The following is a 15300-nucleotide window of genomic DNA, read 5'->3' as shown; positions in this document are numbered from 1 at the left end:
TTTCGGCATGTAGGTGCGCTTAATCACGGCGGAATGCGAACTAATTCACTGGCGCGAATTCAATTCACGCCTTCACGAATAGCAGGTATTTCAGTCGGTGAATTTGCTAGGCGATTTGCACGTCGCGGATGGCAGCGAGATCGGCGGCGGTGTTGAGGTTGGTCAGCGCACGCTGTTCGGGCATCACGATCCGCTGTGTGTCGACCCGGTCCACCAGCGCGCGCATGCTTCGCTCCCCCGCGGCGATCAATTCGTCCACGCGCCCGGCCAGCGCGGTGCGATAGACGCCGGCGAGATAGTGGTCACGGCCGTCCCATGGCAACACCACGTCCGCGTCGACGCGGACCGCCGGGGCGACCAATTCGTCGATCAACTCGACGGTCAACAGCGGCATGTCCACCGCGGAGACAAACGCGAGTTCCGCCCCGGCCTCGGCCGCGGCCCGCAGCCCCCGACCGGTCGCCAACAGCGGGCCGACGCCACGCACCTCGTCGCGCAGGACCTCGGCGTCGAGCGCGGGCAGCGCCTGCCCGGGGGCGGCGATGACGAAGATCGGCGCGCACCGCGGCGCCAGGATGCTCACCATCCGCTCGACGAGCGTGGTGCCCTCATACGGCAACGTGGCCTTGTCGCGGCCCATGCGGCGGGAAGCCCCGCCCGCCAGGATGATTCCGGCCAGCGGAACGGTGGTCGTCATGACCGTGACGTTAGTCGACAGTCCAGGTGTCTTTGCCCCGAAGCAGTGACTGGAGTGCCGCCGTGTCGTGCGCCTTCTCGCTGCGGGCCGCCGCGAGCTGCTGGCGGGCCGCGTCGTCGTAGGTCGGCTTGTTCACCTGACGGAAGATGCCCATCACCATGTGTTCGAGGCTCTGGTCCGACAGCCGCGACAACGCGAACGCGTAGGCCGGGTCCTCGAGGTTGGCGTCGTGGACGACGATCTCGTCGGCCGACACGTCGGCGGTCTTGGCGATCTCGAGCCCGTAGCCGGACTTGACCACGCAGTACTCGCCGTCGGCGCCGAACGTCACCGGCTCGCCGTGGGTGAGATTGATGAGCCGCTCCTCGGCGCCTTCCTTGCGCAGGGCGTCGAACGAGCCGTCGTTGAAGATCGGGCAGTCCTGCAGGATCTCGACCAGGGCCGCACCGCGGTGAGCGGCGGCGGCGCGCAGCACCTCGGACAACCCCTTGCGGTCGGAGTCCAGCGCACGGCCGACGAACGTCGCGTCGGCGCCGAGCGCCAGCGACACCGGGTTGAACGGGTAGTCCAGCGAGCCCATCGGAGTGGACTTGGTGACCTTGCCGACCTCCGACGTCGGTGAGTACTGGCCCTTGGTCAGCCCGTAGATCCGGTTGTTGAACAGCAGGATCGTGATGTTGATGTTGCGGCGCAGCGCGTGGATCAGGTGGTTGCCGCCGATCGACAGCGCATCGCCGTCACCGGTGACGACCCACACCGACAGATCCTCGCGGGCCAGCGCGAGGCCGGTCGCGATCGTCGGGGCGCGGCCGTGGATCGAGTGGAACCCGTAGGTCTCCAGGTAGTACGGAAAGCGACTCGAGCAGCCGATACCGCTGACGAACGCGATGTTCTCGCGGCGCAACCCCAGCTCGGGCAGGAAGTTGCGGATGGTGTTGAGGATGACGTAGTCACCGCAACCGGGGCACCAGCGGACCTCCTGGTCGCTGGTGAAGTCCTTCGACTTCTGCGGCTGATCGGTCGTCGGCACTCGACTGGTGCCTGCGGTCAACCCGAGATCTGCTCCGATCAAGTCGGTCATACGTTCGCTCCCACACCGCTCACGCCGACTTCGACGGTGGCCGCCGCCAGTCGTGCGAACTTCACTTTGTCACTTTCCGTCTCGCCCAACGTTCCGTCCAGTGCCGCATCAATGATGCCCTCGACCTCGTCGGCCAGGAAGGCCATACCTTCCACCTTGGTGACCGACTGGACGTCGACCAGGTACTTGCCCCGCAGCAGCAGAGCGAGTTGGCCGAGGTTCATCTCCGGGCACACGACCGTCGGATACCGCCGCAGCACCTCACCGAGGTTGGCCGGGAACGGGTTGAGGTTGCGCAGGTGCGCCTGGGCGACCTTGATGCCCTTGCGACGCGCCCGCCGGCACGCCTCACCGATCGGCCCGAAGCTCGAACCCCAACCGAGCATCAGCAGATCCGCATCACCGGTCGGGTCGTCGACCTCGAGATCGGGCACGGCGATGCCGTCGACCTTTGCCTGCCGCAGCCGGACCATCAGATCGTGGTTCTTGGGCTCATAGGAGATGTTCCCGGAGCCGTTGGCCGCTTCCAGTCCGCCGATCCGGTGCTCGAGGCCGGGCGTACCCGGAATCGCGAACTGGCGGGCAAGGGTCTCGGGATCCCGGGCATACGGCTGGAACGGCTCGCCGGACTTGGCGAACGTGTGCTCGATGGCCGGGTAGCTGCTGACGTCCGGAATGCGCCATGGCTCAGAGCCGTTGGCGATCGCGCCGTCGGAGAGGATGACCACCGGCGTGTGGTAGTTGACCGCGATGCGGGCGGCCTCCACGGCGACGTCGAAGCAGTCCGACGGCGATCGGGGTGCGATCACCGCGACCGGCGACTCGCCGTTGCGGCCATACATCACCTGCAGCAGGTCCGCCTGCTCGGTCTTGGTCGGCAGACCGGTGGACGGCCCACCGCGCTGCACGTCGATGATGATCAGCGGCAGTTCGGTCATCACCGCCAGACCGATGGCCTCGGACTTCAGCGAGATGCCCGGGCCCGAGGTGCTGGTGACACCGAGGGCGCCGCCATAGGACGCGCCGATGGCCGCGCCGATGCCGGCGATCTCGTCTTCGGCCTGGAAGGTCAGCACGTTGAAGTTCTTGTGCTTGGACAACTCGTGCAGGATGTCCGACGCCGGGGTGATCGGGTAGGTGCCGAGCACGACCTGCAGGTCGGCGAGTTGACCGGCGGTGACGATTCCGTAGGCCAGTGCGGTGTTACCGGAAATCTGGCGGTACTCACCGGTTTTGAGCTTGGCGGGCGCGACCTCGTAGGTGCTGGCGAAGGCCTCGGTGGTCTCGCCGTAGTTCCAGCCGGCCTTGAGTGCGAGCACGTTGGCCTCGGCGACGTCGGGCTTGCGCGCGAACTTCTCGCGGATGAACGCCTCGCTGTGCTTGAGTTCGCGGCCATACATCCACGACAGCAGTCCGAGCGCGAACATGTTCTTCGCGCGCTGGCCGTCCTTCTTGGAGGCGCCGATGGGCTCGACCGCGCCGAGCGTCAGGGTCGTCATCGGCACGGCCTGCACGACGTAGTCGGACAGCTCTTCGGTCTCCAGCGGGTTGGCTTCGTAGCCGACCTTGGCGAGGTTGCGCTTGGTGAACTCGTCGGAGTTGGCGATGATCAGCCCGCCGCGGGGCAGGTCGGAGACGTTGGCCTTCAGCGCCGCCGGGTTCATCGCGACCAGCACATCGGGGCGGTCGCCCGCGGTGAGGATGTCGTAGTCGGCGATCTGGATCTGGAACGACGACACACCGGGCAGCGTGCCCTGCGGCGCACGGATCTCGGCGGGGTAATTCGGTTGCGTGGCAAGGTCGTTGCCGAACAAGGCGGCTTCGGAGGTGAACCGGTCACCGGTGAGCTGCATACCGTCGCCGGAGTCGCCGGCGAAGCGAATGACGACCTTCTCGAGCTTCTGTCGAGGACTCGCACTCCCCGGACTGACCGCGTTGTCGTTCGCTGCCACGAGGCCTGCCTTCCACGCTGCGTGGGGATGTCCTCCGAGTCACAGTCGAGTCGACGCGCCGTCGGTGGACGTCCACCAAGATTTTTGATGTCACTACCAGTACCGATTATTGCACTTTTCTTAGGCGGCCCTTCACCGGACTCGCCTGCGGCGTGCCGCATCGGAGGGGTCGAACGCACAGCTCAGCCGATGTGCGGATCCCTGCCGTGAGACATAACTGTGTTGTTCGTCACGTCTACGAGACAAAAATTCTAAGGAAATGGTTACCGTCCAGTAGCCGGTAGCTAGCACCGTCGTCGGTGCTGGTCGTCCCGTTGTCAGTGCCGGGTGGAGGCAGATTCGCCGCGCCGTTCGTGCCAGCGCAGGCGCAGTAACAGCAGGTGGCGGTGCGCGCGGAAGCCAGCCGACAGCGGATCACGCCAGACCGGCATGCGGCGGTTCGGTTCGAGTTCGTTGTGCACGCATCCATTGTGCCGTCCGGATGGTGATGACGCCGCCTCGCGCGCTGGCCTCGACATGAACAGCACCCAAACGTTATCGACGTCGATTCGCCCTAGGGTGGAGTCATGGGTCGGGTCACAGCCAGGCGGCGGGCAAAGCATGTGACCATGGAGTCCGCGGTGGCGCGGCCGGAGACCCTGGTCGTCGAGGAGCCGATGGAGATCCGCGTGAACGGCGCGCCCCTCACGGTGACGATGCGCACTCCGGGCTCCGATGTCGAACTCGCGCAGGGTTTTCTACTGACCGAGGGTGTCATCGCCGGACGCGACGACGTGCTCACGGCGCGATACTGCAAGGGCACGGACGTCGACGACGCGGGCTTTTCCCAAAACACCTACAACGTGCTCGACGTGACGCTGGCCCCGCACGTCGCGCCTCCCGATGTCGATGTCACGCGCAACTTCTACACGACATCTTCGTGCGGGGTCTGTGGGAAGGCATCGCTGGAGGCAGTGCAGTTGAGCAGCCGCCACGGCCCCGGGGACGATCCGACCACCATCACCGCTCAGACCCTCTCGCAGTTGCCGGCGCGGCTGCGCAAAGCCCAGAAGGTGTTCGCCAGCACCGGCGGCCTACACGGGGCCGCGCTGTTCGACTCTGACGGCACGACGCTCGCCGTGCGCGAAGACGTCGGCAGGCACAACGCCGTGGACAAGGTCATCGGGTGGGCGGTCGAGCAGGACCGCATTCCGCTGACGGGGGCCGTCCTGCTGGTCAGCGGACGCGCGTCGTTCGAGCTGACGCAGAAGGCCGTGATGGCCGGGATTCCGGTGCTCGCGGCGGTGTCGGCGCCGTCGTCGCTGGCCGTCGACTTGGCCAGCCAGTCCGGGTTGACGCTGGTGGCCTTCCTACGCGGGCGGTCGATGAACGTCTACACCCGTCCCGACCGTGTCGTGCACTGACGCGGCTATCACCGCTTGATCGTGGTCAGGCGCCGCTTGATCGTCGTCAGGCGGACTTGTCGCGACGCTCGGGACGTGACGGCTTGCGCGGCACGATGGTCGGCAGCACGTTGTCCTGCACCGTCTCCTTGGTGACGACCACCTTGGCGACGTCGTCGCGGCTGGGGATGTCATACATCACCGGCAGCAGCACTTCTTCCATGATGGCGCGCAGACCGCGGGCTCCGGTGCCCCGATGGATGGCCTGATCGGCGATCGCCTCCAGCGCCTCGTCGGTGAATTCGAGTTCGACGCCGTCCATCTCGAACAGGCGCGTGTACTGCTTCACCAACGCGTTCTTGGGCTTGGACAGAATCTGCACAAGAGAGTCCTTGTCCAGGTTCGTCACCGACGCCACGACCGGCAGCCGGCCGATGAACTCCGGAATCAGCCCGAACTTGATCAGATCCTCGGGCATGACCTCGGCGAAGTGATCGGCGGTGTCGATGTCGGCCTTCGAGTGCACCTCGGCCCCGAATCCCAGGCCGCGCTTGCCGACACGGTCGGAGACGATCTTCTCCAGACCCGCGAACGCCCCCGCCACGATGAACAACACGTTGGTGGTGTCGATCTGGATGAACTCCTGGTGGGGATGCTTGCGGCCGCCCTGCGGAGGCACCGAGGCCTGCGTTCCCTCCAGAATCTTCAGCAGCGCCTGCTGGACGCCCTCGCCGGAGACGTCGCGGGTGATCGACGGGTTCTCGCTCTTGCGGGCGATCTTGTCGACCTCGTCGATGTAGATGATGCCGGTCTCGGCGCGCTTGACGTCGTAGTCGGCGGCCTGGATCAGCTTGAGCAGAATGTTCTCGACGTCCTCGCCCACGTATCCGGCTTCGGTCAGCGCGGTGGCGTCGGCGATCGCGAACGGCACGTTGAGCATCTTGGCCAGCGTCTGCGCCAGGTAGGTCTTACCGCAGCCGGTCGGGCCGAGCATCAAGATGTTGGACTTGGCCAGTTCGACGGGCTCGGAGCGCGAATCCCGGGTCTTCTCCCCCGCCTGGATGCGCTTGTAATGGTTGTAGACGGCGACCGCGAGCGTGCGCTTGGCGGTGTCCTGTCCGATGACGTAACCCTCGAGGAAATCGCGGATCTCCGCGGGCTTGGGCAACTCGTCGAGCTTCACGTCGTCGGCGTCGGCGAGCTCCTCTTCGATGATCTCGTTGCAGAGATCGATGCACTCGTCGCAGATATAGACGCCCGGACCCGCAATGAGCTTCTTGACCTGCTTTTGACTCTTGCCGCAGAACGAACACTTCAGCAGGTCACCGCCGTCTCCGATGCGCGCCATGGTGGTGGGGCCCTACTTTCCTCGCAGCCGGTGAAGCTTCTTTTCTGTGGTTGCCTCGGGTGGTGAACCCGACGCTACCCGTTTGTTCCCGCGCGAGGCGACCGATAAAGCCGAATCGCGCCAGTGGTATTCATCTGTGTTCGCGCCAACATATCGTCTGATTACCCTCGGACCCCAGCGAACGCGCCGCCGTGTCATTGGCGTGTCGTCGCCGTGACCGGACCGAGAGGGCGTCGGCACCCAAAGTACCCGTTAATCGGCGCGGTGCACGCCGCCGATCGGTGTGACGCTATCGGCGCCCGGGGCCGGCGGGACCCGGCCCGACCGGACCCGGCCCGACCGGACCCGGCCCGACCGGACCCGGCCCGACGGGACCGGGACCAACGGGGCCCACCACTCCTCCGACACCGACAGGGCCCGCGGGCCCGACGACAGGAGCAGGGTTGAGATAGACGTTCACGTCATTGGGGACGCACTGATCGGTGTACATGTCCCAATACGTCCCGGCAGGACAGTCCGGTTCCTGAGCCCGGCTCACCGCCGGTGACGCGATCTGAGCCAGACCGCACACCACGGCCGCCGCCGCCGATGCGGTCATCGCGAAACCCGCTCGCATCCCGACCATCATCGCAATCCTCCCCTGGCCGTCCGGCGGTGCAGACGAACAGCGTGACACGCACACGGCACACGAGAACCGGGTTTCGCGCAGCTGGGAAGCGAATCAGGCGGTCTGGGCGGACAGCTTGCGGTACTCCAGGACGGTGTCGATGACGCCGTATTCCTTGGCCTCTTCGGCGGTCAGGATCTTGTCGCGGTCGGTGTCCTTGCGGATCTGCTCGGGGGTCTTGCCGGTGTGGTTGGCCAACGTCACCTCCATCAGCGTGCGCATCCGCTCGATCTCCTTGGCCTGGATTTCCAGATCGGAGAACTGGCCCTGGATGACGCCGGCCAGCGCGGGCTGGTGAATCAGCACGCGCGCGTTGGGCAGCGCCATCCGCTTACCGGGGGTACCCGCGGCCAGCAACACCGCAGCGGCCGAGGCGGCCTGGCCCAGACACACCGTCTGAATGTCGGCGCGCACGTACTGCATGGTGTCGTAGATCGCCATCAGCGAGGTGAACGAACCGCCCGGCGAGTTGATGTACATCGTGATGTCGCGGTCGGGGTCGAGCGACTCCAGCACCAGCAACTGGGCCATGATGTCGTTCGCCGATGCGTCGTCGACCTGCACGCCGAGGAAGATGATGCGTTCCTCGAAGAGCTTGTTGTACGGGTTCGACTCCTTGACGCCGAAGCTGGAGTGCTCGATGAACGACGGCAGGATGTAGCGGGCCTGGGGTTGCAGACGGGCGTCGGTTTGATCGGTCATTTGTCTAGTCCTGCTCCTGGTCCTGAGCCGTTGACGCTCGCGCTGGTGATGATGTGGTCGACGAAGCCGTACTCCAGGGCCTCCTGCGCGGTGAACCAGCGGTCGCGGTCGGAGTCCGCTTCGATCCGCTCGATCGGCTGCCCGGTGAACTCGGCGTTCAACCGGAACATCTCCTTCTTGATCACCGCGAACTGCTCGGCCTGGATGGCGATGTCGGCCGCGCCGCCGGTGATACCGCCGAGCGGCTGGTGCATCAGGATCCGGGCGTGGGGCAGGGCGTAGCGCTTACCCTTCGTGCCCGCCGCGAGCAGGAACTCGCCCATCGAGGCGGCCATACCCATGGCGTAGGTGGCGACGTCGCACGGGGCCAGCACCATGGTGTCGTAGACCGCCATGCCGGCGCTGATGGAGCCGCCGGGCGAGTTGATGTAGAGGTGGATGTCTTTGGTGGGATCCTCGGCGGACAGCAGCAGAATCTGCGCGCAGAGCTTGTTGGCGATGTCGTCATCGACCTGTGAGCCCAGGAAGATGATCCGCTCCGCCAGCAAGCGCTCGTAGACCGAGTCGACAAGGTTGAGGCCGTGCGAGGCGCCACGCATGTGGGTCACGACTGGATACCTGCTTTCTTCAAGAGCTTGATACTCACCGACACTAACCAACCCGCGCGAGCGTGCAGTCCCTAGACGGGCTGCGTTCGCTCACAGCGTCACTTCGTGTCGGCCGACTCCTCGTCCGCTTCGGGCTCGGCGGCCTCCGACGCCTCATCGGCAGCTTCCTCGGTCTGCGCGTCGGCGCGGCCGAAGAACTCGGTGGTGTCGATCACGTTGCCGTCGGAGTCGGTGACGGTGGCGGTCTCGACGACGGCGGCCAGCGCCAGCCCGCGACGCACGTCGGCGAACAGGGCGGGCAGCTGGTTGTTCTGCTGCAGCGACTGGATCAGCTGCTGAGGCTGCAGGCCGTACTGCTGAGACATCAACATCAGGCGCTCGCTGATGTCGTTCTGGCCGACCTGGACGTCGAGCTTGTCGGCGATCGCATCCACCAGCAGTTGCGTCTTGACCGCCTTCTCCGCGTTGGTGCGGTTGTCGGCGTCGAACTGCTCGCGGCTGCTGCCCTGGGCTTCGAGCGCCTCGGCCAGACGCACCTCGTCGTGGTCCAGCCCGTGGATGGCGTTGTGCAACGCGTCGTCGACCTGGGCCTGCACCACCTTCTCCGGTAGCGGCACCTCGACCTGCTCGAGCAGCGTCTCGAGCACCTTGTCGCGGATCTTCTCGGCCTGCTGCACCCGCTTGACCCGGCGCACCTGCTCGACGAGCGACTCCTTGAGCTCGTCGATGGTGTCGAATTCGCTTGCCAGCTGGGCGAATTCGTCGTCAGGCTCGGGCAGCTCGCGCTCCTTGACCGACTTGACGGTGACGGTCACCTGCGCCTCCTTGCCGGCGTGCTCACCGGCGGCCAGCGTGGTGGTGAAGACGCGGGTCTCCCCCTCCTTGAGGCCGACGATCGCCTCGTCGAGACCGTCGATCAGCTGACCAGAACCGACCTCGTGCGACAGCCCCTCGGTGGCGGCCTCAGACAGCTCTTGGCCGTCCACGGTGGCCGACAGGTCGATGGAGACGAAGTCGCCGTTCTCGGCGCCGCGCTCCACGCCGGTGAGCGTGCCGAAGCGGGCGCGCAGCGACTGCAGTTCGGCGTCGACCTCTTCGTCGGTCACCTCGATCGCGTCGACGGTCAGCGTCAACTCCGACAGGTCGGGAAGCTCGATCTCTGGGCGGATGTCGACCTCGGCGGTGAAGGTTAGGTCCTGGCCGTATTCCTTGTTGGTGATCTCGATCTCGGGCTGGCCCAGCGGCTGTACCTCGGAGGTGGTGACCGCCTCGCTGTAGCGGTTGGGAAGGGCCTCGCTGACGACCTGGTCGAGCATCGCTTCGCGGCCGACGCGGGCCTCGAGCAGCTTGCGCGGCGCCTTGCCGGGACGAAATCCCGGGAGCCGGACCTGCTTGGCCAACTGCGCGAACGCGCGGTCGAAGTCGGGTTCGAGCTCGGTGAAGGGCACCTCCACGTTGATGCGCACCCGGGTGGGGCTCAACTTCTCGACGGTGCTCTTCACGATCTTGCTCCTCATATATCTGGTGTGGTCGGTGTCGCAGTCGGGGTGACAGGATTTGAACCTGCGGCCTTCCGCTCCCAAAGCGGATGCGCTACCAAGCTGCGCTACACCCCGTGCTCTGCTCGTCGCGCCGACGCTTGAGCGCTGCGCCCGCGCGGGCCGTCCGCAAAACACGGAACGACCACGCGAGATACTACGGGCTGGACACGCGAAGCCTTCAATTGGATTTGATTTGGCTGCCGCCGGTACGATCTGGTCTTGCTGTACATGCGGGCGTAGCTCAATGGTAGAGCCCTAGTCTTCCAAACTAGCTACGCGGGTTCGATTCCCGTCGCCCGCTCCGCTAACGCCCCTGATAGGGGCGTTATTGCTGCGTAGGGCTGCTTTTGGCGCTGCCCTCTGTCCCGTCACTGTCCCGTCTGCGCGCTGTTTTCCGGTGCGCATGAGGCGCAGAATTGTTCGCTGTGCTGGTCATGCGTGATGCACCCTTGTGCGACGATCAGCTACATCTTGACTACGCAAAGCGGCGGGGGAGGTATTCGCGTGGGTATATGGGAGGAAGCACAAGCGCAATACGCGCAACAGCAGGCAGCCCGAGTTGCTGGCGCCCAGATGCGCCAAGCACGAGTGGCCGATAGTCAACGACTAGAGACGAGCCAGGCGCGCGCCGTTGGCGAGTTCATCGAAGCGATGAATCGATTAGGCATCAAGCCGTGCCGCCATAGCTTTATTGCGAGGAGGCCCAAGAACAGCTGGCCGTCCGGGTCGGCGCTCAGCGGCGTCACCGGCTGGGCGATTTATAGTCACCAACGCGAGTGGCCTGCCCACGGGAAAGCGGACGGAAGCGTGAAGACGCGACTGAAGCGCAAGATCGAGAACGACTACATGGTCGTATCGACTGAGGGACAGTTATATCGACTTGAGGTGCCCTCGCGACTTAGCTCCGCTAAGGCAACACCCCTTCCAATCCCGAATCTTGAGGGTGTTTTAGCAACGATGGTCGCCAGGTATATGGACGGCAAGGTCAACAATCGTTAGCCGTGTAGCCGAATAACGTTGTCGCTAGTCTCTGCAGCCATCGCCCCGAGTGCCGCCATCGCCTCGTCGTGATCGTCGGTCAGCAGGTGCGCATAAACGTTCTCGGTCGTGCTCGGCTTCGCATGACCGGCGAACATGCTGATTTGGAAGATAGGTAAGCCAGCAGCAATCGCGATGCTGATGTACGAATGCCGAAGTCCGTGCCAGCGGAACGCCGGGGCGATGCACGCTTTGGACCGGTTGGCCCGTAGAACGGCAGGCCGGAACACCGCTTTCGCGAGCGTGTTGTGTCGCAGCGGCGCGTACCAATCAAGCACCAGCCGGCGCTCGGCTTCTTCGACGCGGAGCGCGGCCAAGGCGTGCGCTTGCCGCTGGGCACGCACCTTCTCCGGTGCTGCCTTCGTGGCCGACGTGGACGGCGGCGGCGTGCTCAGCCTGAACGCGGGGAACAGCGGGGCGGTCGAGTCGTTGCGGCGAGGGTGCTGGGCCAGGTAGTCCCGCAGCAAGGTGGTCGTCTGCGGGGTCAGCGGTACTGTGCGGCGGCTGCCCTTCGTCTTCGGCGTCAGGTAGACCAGTTCCTTGCCGACACTTGCCACGGTGCGCTCAACGCGCACGCTGCCTGGTCGGGTCGCGACGGCGGGCAAAGTCACGTCACCGACCTGTAGACCGGCCAACTCCCCCGCCCGTAAACCTGTCCACGCCGCTACGTGGACGAGCACGTTGTACGGCCACGGGGTTGCGTCAACGAGCGCGGCCACCTGCGCAGGCGTGAGGAACTGCGCGGGGTCGTCCACGACACGCTGAGAGCCGCTGTTGTGGTCGGTCGGCAGCTTCACATAATCCGCCGGGTTGGCCGGTATCCGGTCATCAATGACGGCATGCCGAAGCACCTGGCGCACAATGAAGTACGCGTTGCGGATTGTGCTCGGTTTCTTGCCCGCGTCCTTCATCCGCTGGACCCACTGCGAAATTTGTTCGCGGGTGATGGCATTGACCGGGTAACCGCCGAAGGCTTCGTCAATGCGCAGGCCGTTCAGGCGGGCGTGCCGCTTGGCGATGGCCTCGGTCGTCGAAGCCAGGGCTTCGCGGTACCCGGCCCGGGTCGTCTCCTTGAGGTCACGCCGCGACTCCAACCACTCCGCTGCCACGTCGCGGAACTTGGCCTTTCCCCTTTGTGGGTCGAAGGTGCGCCCGTGCAACTTCGCTTCCTCGGCCTTCGTGCCGTGTGCTTTCGCGGCCTTGCGGGTCTTGAAGCCGCCTTTGGTTCGCTCGGTGCCGTCAGGGTCGGTCCAACGCGAATGCCACGAGCCGTGCTTGAACTGTTCCCAAGCCATCACGCAACCCCTTCTCGCCGCAGCATGTTTCGAACTGTGCTGTAGTGCCAGCGGTCAGCCTTCGGGGCGGGTACGCCATCGGTGGTCAGCTTGCTCGCAATCGCTTTGGCACCCAGGCCCTTTCGTCGCAGCCTCACGACGCGAGCAACAACGTCGTTCGGTATCTCGCTCGGGGTGCCTAGCTGCTTGCCCTCTTGGCGCGCTCGTATCAGCCCTTGCTTTGTGCGCTTGCTGATCAGTTCGCGTTCCTCTTCGGCGACGAGCAGCCGCGCATGCGCGGTCAGTTGGCTCACGGTGTTCGTGTCGGTGCCGTCCAGTCCAACGATGCGCCACCCTTCGGCCTTGGCGTCGGCTACGAGCTTCGCACCGTCCGCCATGCTGCGGCTGCTGCGGTCCAGCGTGTTGACGACGAGCACGTTCGCGATGCCCGCCTGTATCGCCTGCACGGCGGCGATGCGGCCATACAGCTTGTCCGTCTTCTTACCGCTCATCACGTCTGGTATCAGCGCGACTAGCTCTACTCCGTTTGCTGCACAGTAGTTTTCAATCTGCGCGCGCTGCGCCTCAAGTGAATAACCATGCTCTGCTTGACGATTCGCGCTGCACCGCACGTAGCCAATGGCCTTCGGTCGTATGTCCATCGTTTCCTCTCTCGGGGTTCGCGGGGTACGTGACCCTCGTCGCGTGCCTCGCTTGCCCCCGACTCTACGCTGACCAGCACACGGCGCGATATCACATCGTCCCAGTTCAGTCGGCCTATCTGCTATCGTCCAGCTATCTTCCTGGTCATCACCGGTCGGCTTTCGGGCGTAGTAGCTCGTCTTCCCAATACTCGCCGGTCGTGCCGTCATCGAAGGCCACCGTGCACAACAGTTCGCCCGCATCGGGCCGTCACCCGCTGCACCACCCCGCTCTGACCGGCGTGCGCGTCGCGGCCCGTTCAGCACCTTCACCCGCTGCCCGCGCCCTAGCAGTCCACTAGTCGGGTCAGCGGGCTTCTGCCGCCAGCGCTCGGGCCAGTCGGCTGCGGGCCTAACCACGACGGCACTCAGCCGCAAGGCTCTTGTTCGCCTCTTCAAGCGTCATCAATTGGTTGCCGGGTCGCTTCGGCGTGTAATCCGGTAGCGGCTCTCCTTGCCACGGCGGCGGTCGCTTCGGGTCGTCGCCCGGGTTACCGGGTGCCGTGGGCGTACGTGGGCGCACAGCGCCAGCAGAGGGCATGTCTACGACTTCAGCATCGACAATCTCGGGCGCAGGCGGTGCCGGGGCGGGTTGTTCGGTCACTCGGGTGCTGTCGCGGCGGATGCTGCGGTCAATGCCGGTAAACAACTGCTGGAAGACTGGTGTCGGCCCAACTTCGACTTCGACGGCGGTCTTCGGGTTCAGGCCAGCGCGGTCGAGGGCGTCTCGGATCGCGGCCAGGGCCACGGGGTCGGCCACGTCGCCGTCAAGAGCCATCCCAAGAAGGCGCTGTACCAACGCATCTGCGGCTTGTTCAAGGCGTTGTCTGGCCTTGGCGCGGGTCTGTGGTGCATTGCCTCCGTGTGCGCGGCAGACGTTGCCGCCGAGCATGGCCGGTCGTTGGCAGCGGTTGCCGGTGCGCTTGCTTCGCGCCGTGCACTGCACGCCGCCGCTTTGGAATGCGGTGCGGACCTCGCGGCTGTCGGCAGGCTGCATCGGGTCACGGCTCACAACAGGTTCGGCGGTCATGTCGTCATCCTCTCGCCATCATCGAGACGGGCGCAGGTTGCTTGAAACTGCCTGCACGCTGCGCCCACGAGAGGGACCATCGCCGTATGGATGACCAGATTGAGTTCCCAGACCTCACTCCATACTTCACCGCGCTTTTCGTCGTCGGGTTGATCTTGTGGATTGTGTGGTTCCCGTTCATCGCGGCCCTCGTCGCGCCGGATGGGCGACGCTTTGAGTTCTTCTTGCTGACGATGTTTGTTCTCATCGGCCCGCTTGGGGTGGCGTGTGCTGCTGTCGCCAACCCCCGCCCCGAACAGCCCTGACTATTCGGCCCACACGAGGCCGACCATCCTGCAAAATCAATTACCATGACCGCAGACCAAATCGACGACATATTCAGGAATTGGTTTCTCGCCATCCTCTTATGGTGGATATTTATTGGCGCCGTCGCTGCCTTTGTCGCACCGGAAGATCGGCGGCTGACGTTCTTCTTGATCACGATCTTTTTCCTCGGACCCCTCGGAATCGGTTTCGCGGCGGTGGCACAGAGTCGGCTCGTCGCCCCGCTGACGTACGTTCTCGACGCCGCCACAGCCCCTCCACCCGAGAGCCCAACGAGCGCCGAAGAGTCACCCCCGTCTGCACCGCAGCCCCCAAGCCAGAAGAAACCGCGAGAAGCCTTCACGCCTGGCCGCTGGGGACTTGACTGGTCGAATCCGTTCAAGCAGTGATGGGCCGTCACGGTCGGTCCGCTCTCGGCCTCGGCTCGCTCAATGGGTTGCGCGGCGGGCGGTTCGGTATGCGGCGGTATTGGGCCGGCTGGTATGCGTAGGGCGGCTCTGGCCGCGTGTAGCAGTGTCATTCGGCATCACTTTCTCGAATCGGACGGCCTTCGCGCGCGCGAAGACACTTGTCCGAATGTCCGTTTGTCCGTGTTGCGACCTCAATCCGGTGTACGCGCCGCTCATGTGCGGTTTCGAAACGGACAGCGCCTAAACGGACATTCGGACAGTTCGGACTAAACGGACCGATACGGACACTTCGGACGGTCATTTCTCGGGGCTCCCGCCGCTCTGAATGCCAGTTTATGTCCACCTTCGACCCAAGCTCTACCTCCCGGCGCGTCGTGGCGTCGAGTAGGTAGCGCTCGCTGACCTCAACGCCGAGCTTGTCACGTATCCACTCGACAGCGGCGGCGCGTCCGCGAAGGTTCGCCACGGGGTTGAGCACTAGCCCCGGCGGAGGGGGCGGAATGGTGTACTCCGTTGGTGTACGGGACATGTGTTGTCTGCCTCCT

The 15300-nt window shown here is 65.0% G+C and carries 16 protein-coding genes and 2 tRNA genes; 5 read left to right on the top strand and 13 right to left on the bottom strand.

The genetic code is table 11. The features are described 5' to 3' along the window. Positions 1-106: 106 nt before the first annotated feature. The 4 genes from mobA to AU198_RS20510 all read right to left on the bottom strand — a co-directional run bounded on the left by mobA (position 107) and on the right by AU198_RS20510 (position 4191). Complete coding sequence (gene mobA, locus AU198_RS20525) at positions 107-697, bottom strand: molybdenum cofactor guanylyltransferase (RefSeq protein WP_082691135.1); 591 nt, start codon at positions 695-697, stop codon at positions 107-109. Positions 698-707: 10 nt separating this feature from the next. Further along, positions 708-1778, bottom strand: coding sequence for a 2-oxoacid:ferredoxin oxidoreductase subunit beta (locus AU198_RS20520; protein WP_064350397.1), 1071 nt, complete (start codon positions 1776-1778; stop codon positions 708-710). Beyond that, the gene (locus tag AU198_RS20515; protein WP_064350396.1) at positions 1775-3730 is read right to left on the bottom strand and encodes a 2-oxoacid:acceptor oxidoreductase subunit alpha; all 1956 of its coding nucleotides are present in this window, start codon (positions 3728-3730) and stop codon (positions 1775-1777) included. Before AU198_RS20515 ends, AU198_RS20520 begins: the two co-directional genes overlap by 4 nt. Before the next feature lie 317 nt (positions 3731-4047). Continuing rightward, positions 4048-4191, bottom strand: a complete 144-nt coding sequence (locus AU198_RS20510) for a hypothetical protein (protein WP_156431692.1) — start codon at positions 4189-4191, stop codon at positions 4048-4050. Between the two features lie 105 nt (positions 4192-4296). Here AU198_RS20510 and fdhD point away from each other — a divergent pair, with 105 nt between their 5' ends. Beyond that, on the top strand, positions 4297-5133 hold the full coding sequence (fdhD, locus tag AU198_RS20505; protein ID WP_064350394.1) for a formate dehydrogenase accessory sulfurtransferase FdhD: 837 nt from the start codon (positions 4297-4299) through the stop codon (positions 5131-5133). Positions 5134-5179: 46 nt separating this feature from the next. Here fdhD and clpX read toward each other — a convergent pair whose 3' ends face one another. From clpX to AU198_RS20475, 6 genes are all read right to left on the bottom strand, one after another. Beyond that, positions 5180-6460: an ATP-dependent Clp protease ATP-binding subunit ClpX gene (clpX, locus tag AU198_RS20500; protein ID WP_064350393.1), complete on the bottom strand. Its 1281-nt coding sequence runs from the start codon at positions 6458-6460 to the stop codon at positions 5180-5182. A 289-nt stretch (positions 6461-6749) separates the two neighbouring features. After that, a complete protein-coding gene (locus AU198_RS20495; protein WP_064350488.1) occupies positions 6750-7076 on the bottom strand; it encodes a hypothetical protein in 327 nt (108 codons plus the stop codon). A 105-nt stretch (positions 7077-7181) separates the two neighbouring features. Next, on the bottom strand, positions 7182-7829 hold the full coding sequence (locus tag AU198_RS20490; RefSeq protein WP_064350392.1) for an ATP-dependent Clp protease proteolytic subunit: 648 nt from the start codon (positions 7827-7829) through the stop codon (positions 7182-7184). Then, positions 7826-8488, bottom strand: a complete 663-nt coding sequence (locus AU198_RS20485) for an ATP-dependent Clp protease proteolytic subunit (RefSeq protein WP_263987725.1) — start codon at positions 8486-8488, stop codon at positions 7826-7828. Before AU198_RS20485 ends, AU198_RS20490 begins: the two co-directional genes overlap by 4 nt. Positions 8489-8535: 47 nt before the next feature. Next, positions 8536-9939 (bottom strand): trigger factor, encoded by a 1404-nt coding sequence (gene tig / locus AU198_RS20480; RefSeq protein ID WP_064350487.1) that lies wholly within the window; start codon positions 9937-9939, stop codon positions 8536-8538. Between the two features lie 40 nt (positions 9940-9979). Further along, a tRNA-Pro gene (locus AU198_RS20475) sits at positions 9980-10053 on the bottom strand. 155 nt (positions 10054-10208) lie between these two features. On the opposite strand from AU198_RS20475, the gene AU198_RS20470 reads away from it, so the two are divergent. Then, positions 10209-10279 (top strand) — tRNA-Gly (locus tag AU198_RS20470). 203 nt (positions 10280-10482) lie between these two features. Continuing rightward, positions 10483-10977: a hypothetical protein gene (locus AU198_RS26295; RefSeq protein ID WP_156431690.1), complete on the top strand. Its 495-nt coding sequence runs from the start codon at positions 10483-10485 to the stop codon at positions 10975-10977. Here the strand turns inward: AU198_RS26295 and AU198_RS20465 are convergent. From AU198_RS20465 to AU198_RS26290, 3 genes are all read right to left on the bottom strand, one after another. Beyond that, positions 10974-12311, bottom strand: coding sequence for a tyrosine-type recombinase/integrase (locus AU198_RS20465; protein WP_064350390.1), 1338 nt, complete (start codon positions 12309-12311; stop codon positions 10974-10976). The two genes, AU198_RS26295 and AU198_RS20465, sit on opposite strands and share 4 nt — an antisense overlap. After that, on the bottom strand, positions 12311-12952 hold the full coding sequence (locus tag AU198_RS20460) for a recombinase family protein (RefSeq protein WP_082691132.1): 642 nt from the start codon (positions 12950-12952) through the stop codon (positions 12311-12313). Before AU198_RS20460 ends, AU198_RS20465 begins: the two co-directional genes overlap by 1 nt. A 391-nt stretch (positions 12953-13343) precedes the next feature. Beyond that, positions 13344-14021 (bottom strand): hypothetical protein, encoded by a 678-nt coding sequence (locus AU198_RS26290; RefSeq protein ID WP_156431689.1) that lies wholly within the window; start codon positions 14019-14021, stop codon positions 13344-13346. A gap of 86 nt (positions 14022-14107) precedes the next feature. On the opposite strand from AU198_RS26290, the gene AU198_RS20450 reads away from it, so the two are divergent. Then, entirely contained in the window at positions 14108-14326 is a 219-nt protein-coding gene (locus AU198_RS20450; RefSeq protein WP_064350387.1) for a hypothetical protein, read from the top strand. Between the two features lie 45 nt (positions 14327-14371). After that, the gene (locus AU198_RS20445; protein ID WP_064350386.1) at positions 14372-14734 is read left to right on the top strand and encodes a hypothetical protein; all 363 of its coding nucleotides are present in this window, start codon (positions 14372-14374) and stop codon (positions 14732-14734) included. Positions 14735-15300 lie beyond the last annotated feature (566 nt).

It is taken from the genome of Mycobacterium sp. GA-1199 (assembly GCF_001500045.1).
Lineage (GTDB): Bacteria > Actinomycetota > Actinomycetes > Mycobacteriales > Mycobacteriaceae > Mycobacterium.
The sequence above is the reverse complement of the archived record's forward strand: the minus strand, read 5'-3'. Positions and strand labels throughout refer to the sequence as shown.

Excerpts from the sequence above, each read along its gene's own strand:
- mobA (WP_082691135.1), bottom strand. The coding sequence starts at position 697 with ATGACGACCACCGTTCCGCTGGCCGGAATCATCCTGGCGGGCGGGGCT.
- AU198_RS20520 (WP_064350397.1), bottom strand. The coding sequence starts at position 1,778 with ATGACCGACTTGATCGGAGCAGATCTCGGGTTGACCGCAGGCACCAGT.
- fdhD (WP_064350394.1), top strand. The coding sequence starts at position 4,297 with ATGGGTCGGGTCACAGCCAGGCGGCGGGCAAAGCATGTGACCATGGAG.
- clpX (WP_064350393.1), bottom strand. The coding sequence starts at position 6,460 with ATGGCGCGCATCGGAGACGGCGGTGACCTGCTGAAGTGTTCGTTCTGC.
- AU198_RS20495 (WP_064350488.1), bottom strand. The coding sequence starts at position 7,076 with ATGCGAGCGGGTTTCGCGATGACCGCATCGGCGGCGGCGGCCGTGGTG.
- AU198_RS20490 (WP_064350392.1), bottom strand. The coding sequence starts at position 7,829 with ATGACCGATCAAACCGACGCCCGTCTGCAACCCCAGGCCCGCTACATC.
- AU198_RS20465 (WP_064350390.1), bottom strand. The coding sequence starts at position 12,311 with ATGGCTTGGGAACAGTTCAAGCACGGCTCGTGGCATTCGCGTTGGACC.
- AU198_RS20460 (WP_082691132.1), bottom strand. The coding sequence starts at position 12,952 with ATGGACATACGACCGAAGGCCATTGGCTACGTGCGGTGCAGCGCGAAT.
- AU198_RS26290 (WP_156431689.1), bottom strand. The coding sequence starts at position 14,021 with ATGACCGCCGAACCTGTTGTGAGCCGTGACCCGATGCAGCCTGCCGAC.
- AU198_RS20450 (WP_064350387.1), top strand. The coding sequence starts at position 14,108 with ATGGATGACCAGATTGAGTTCCCAGACCTCACTCCATACTTCACCGCG.
- AU198_RS20445 (WP_064350386.1), top strand. The coding sequence starts at position 14,372 with ATGACCGCAGACCAAATCGACGACATATTCAGGAATTGGTTTCTCGCC.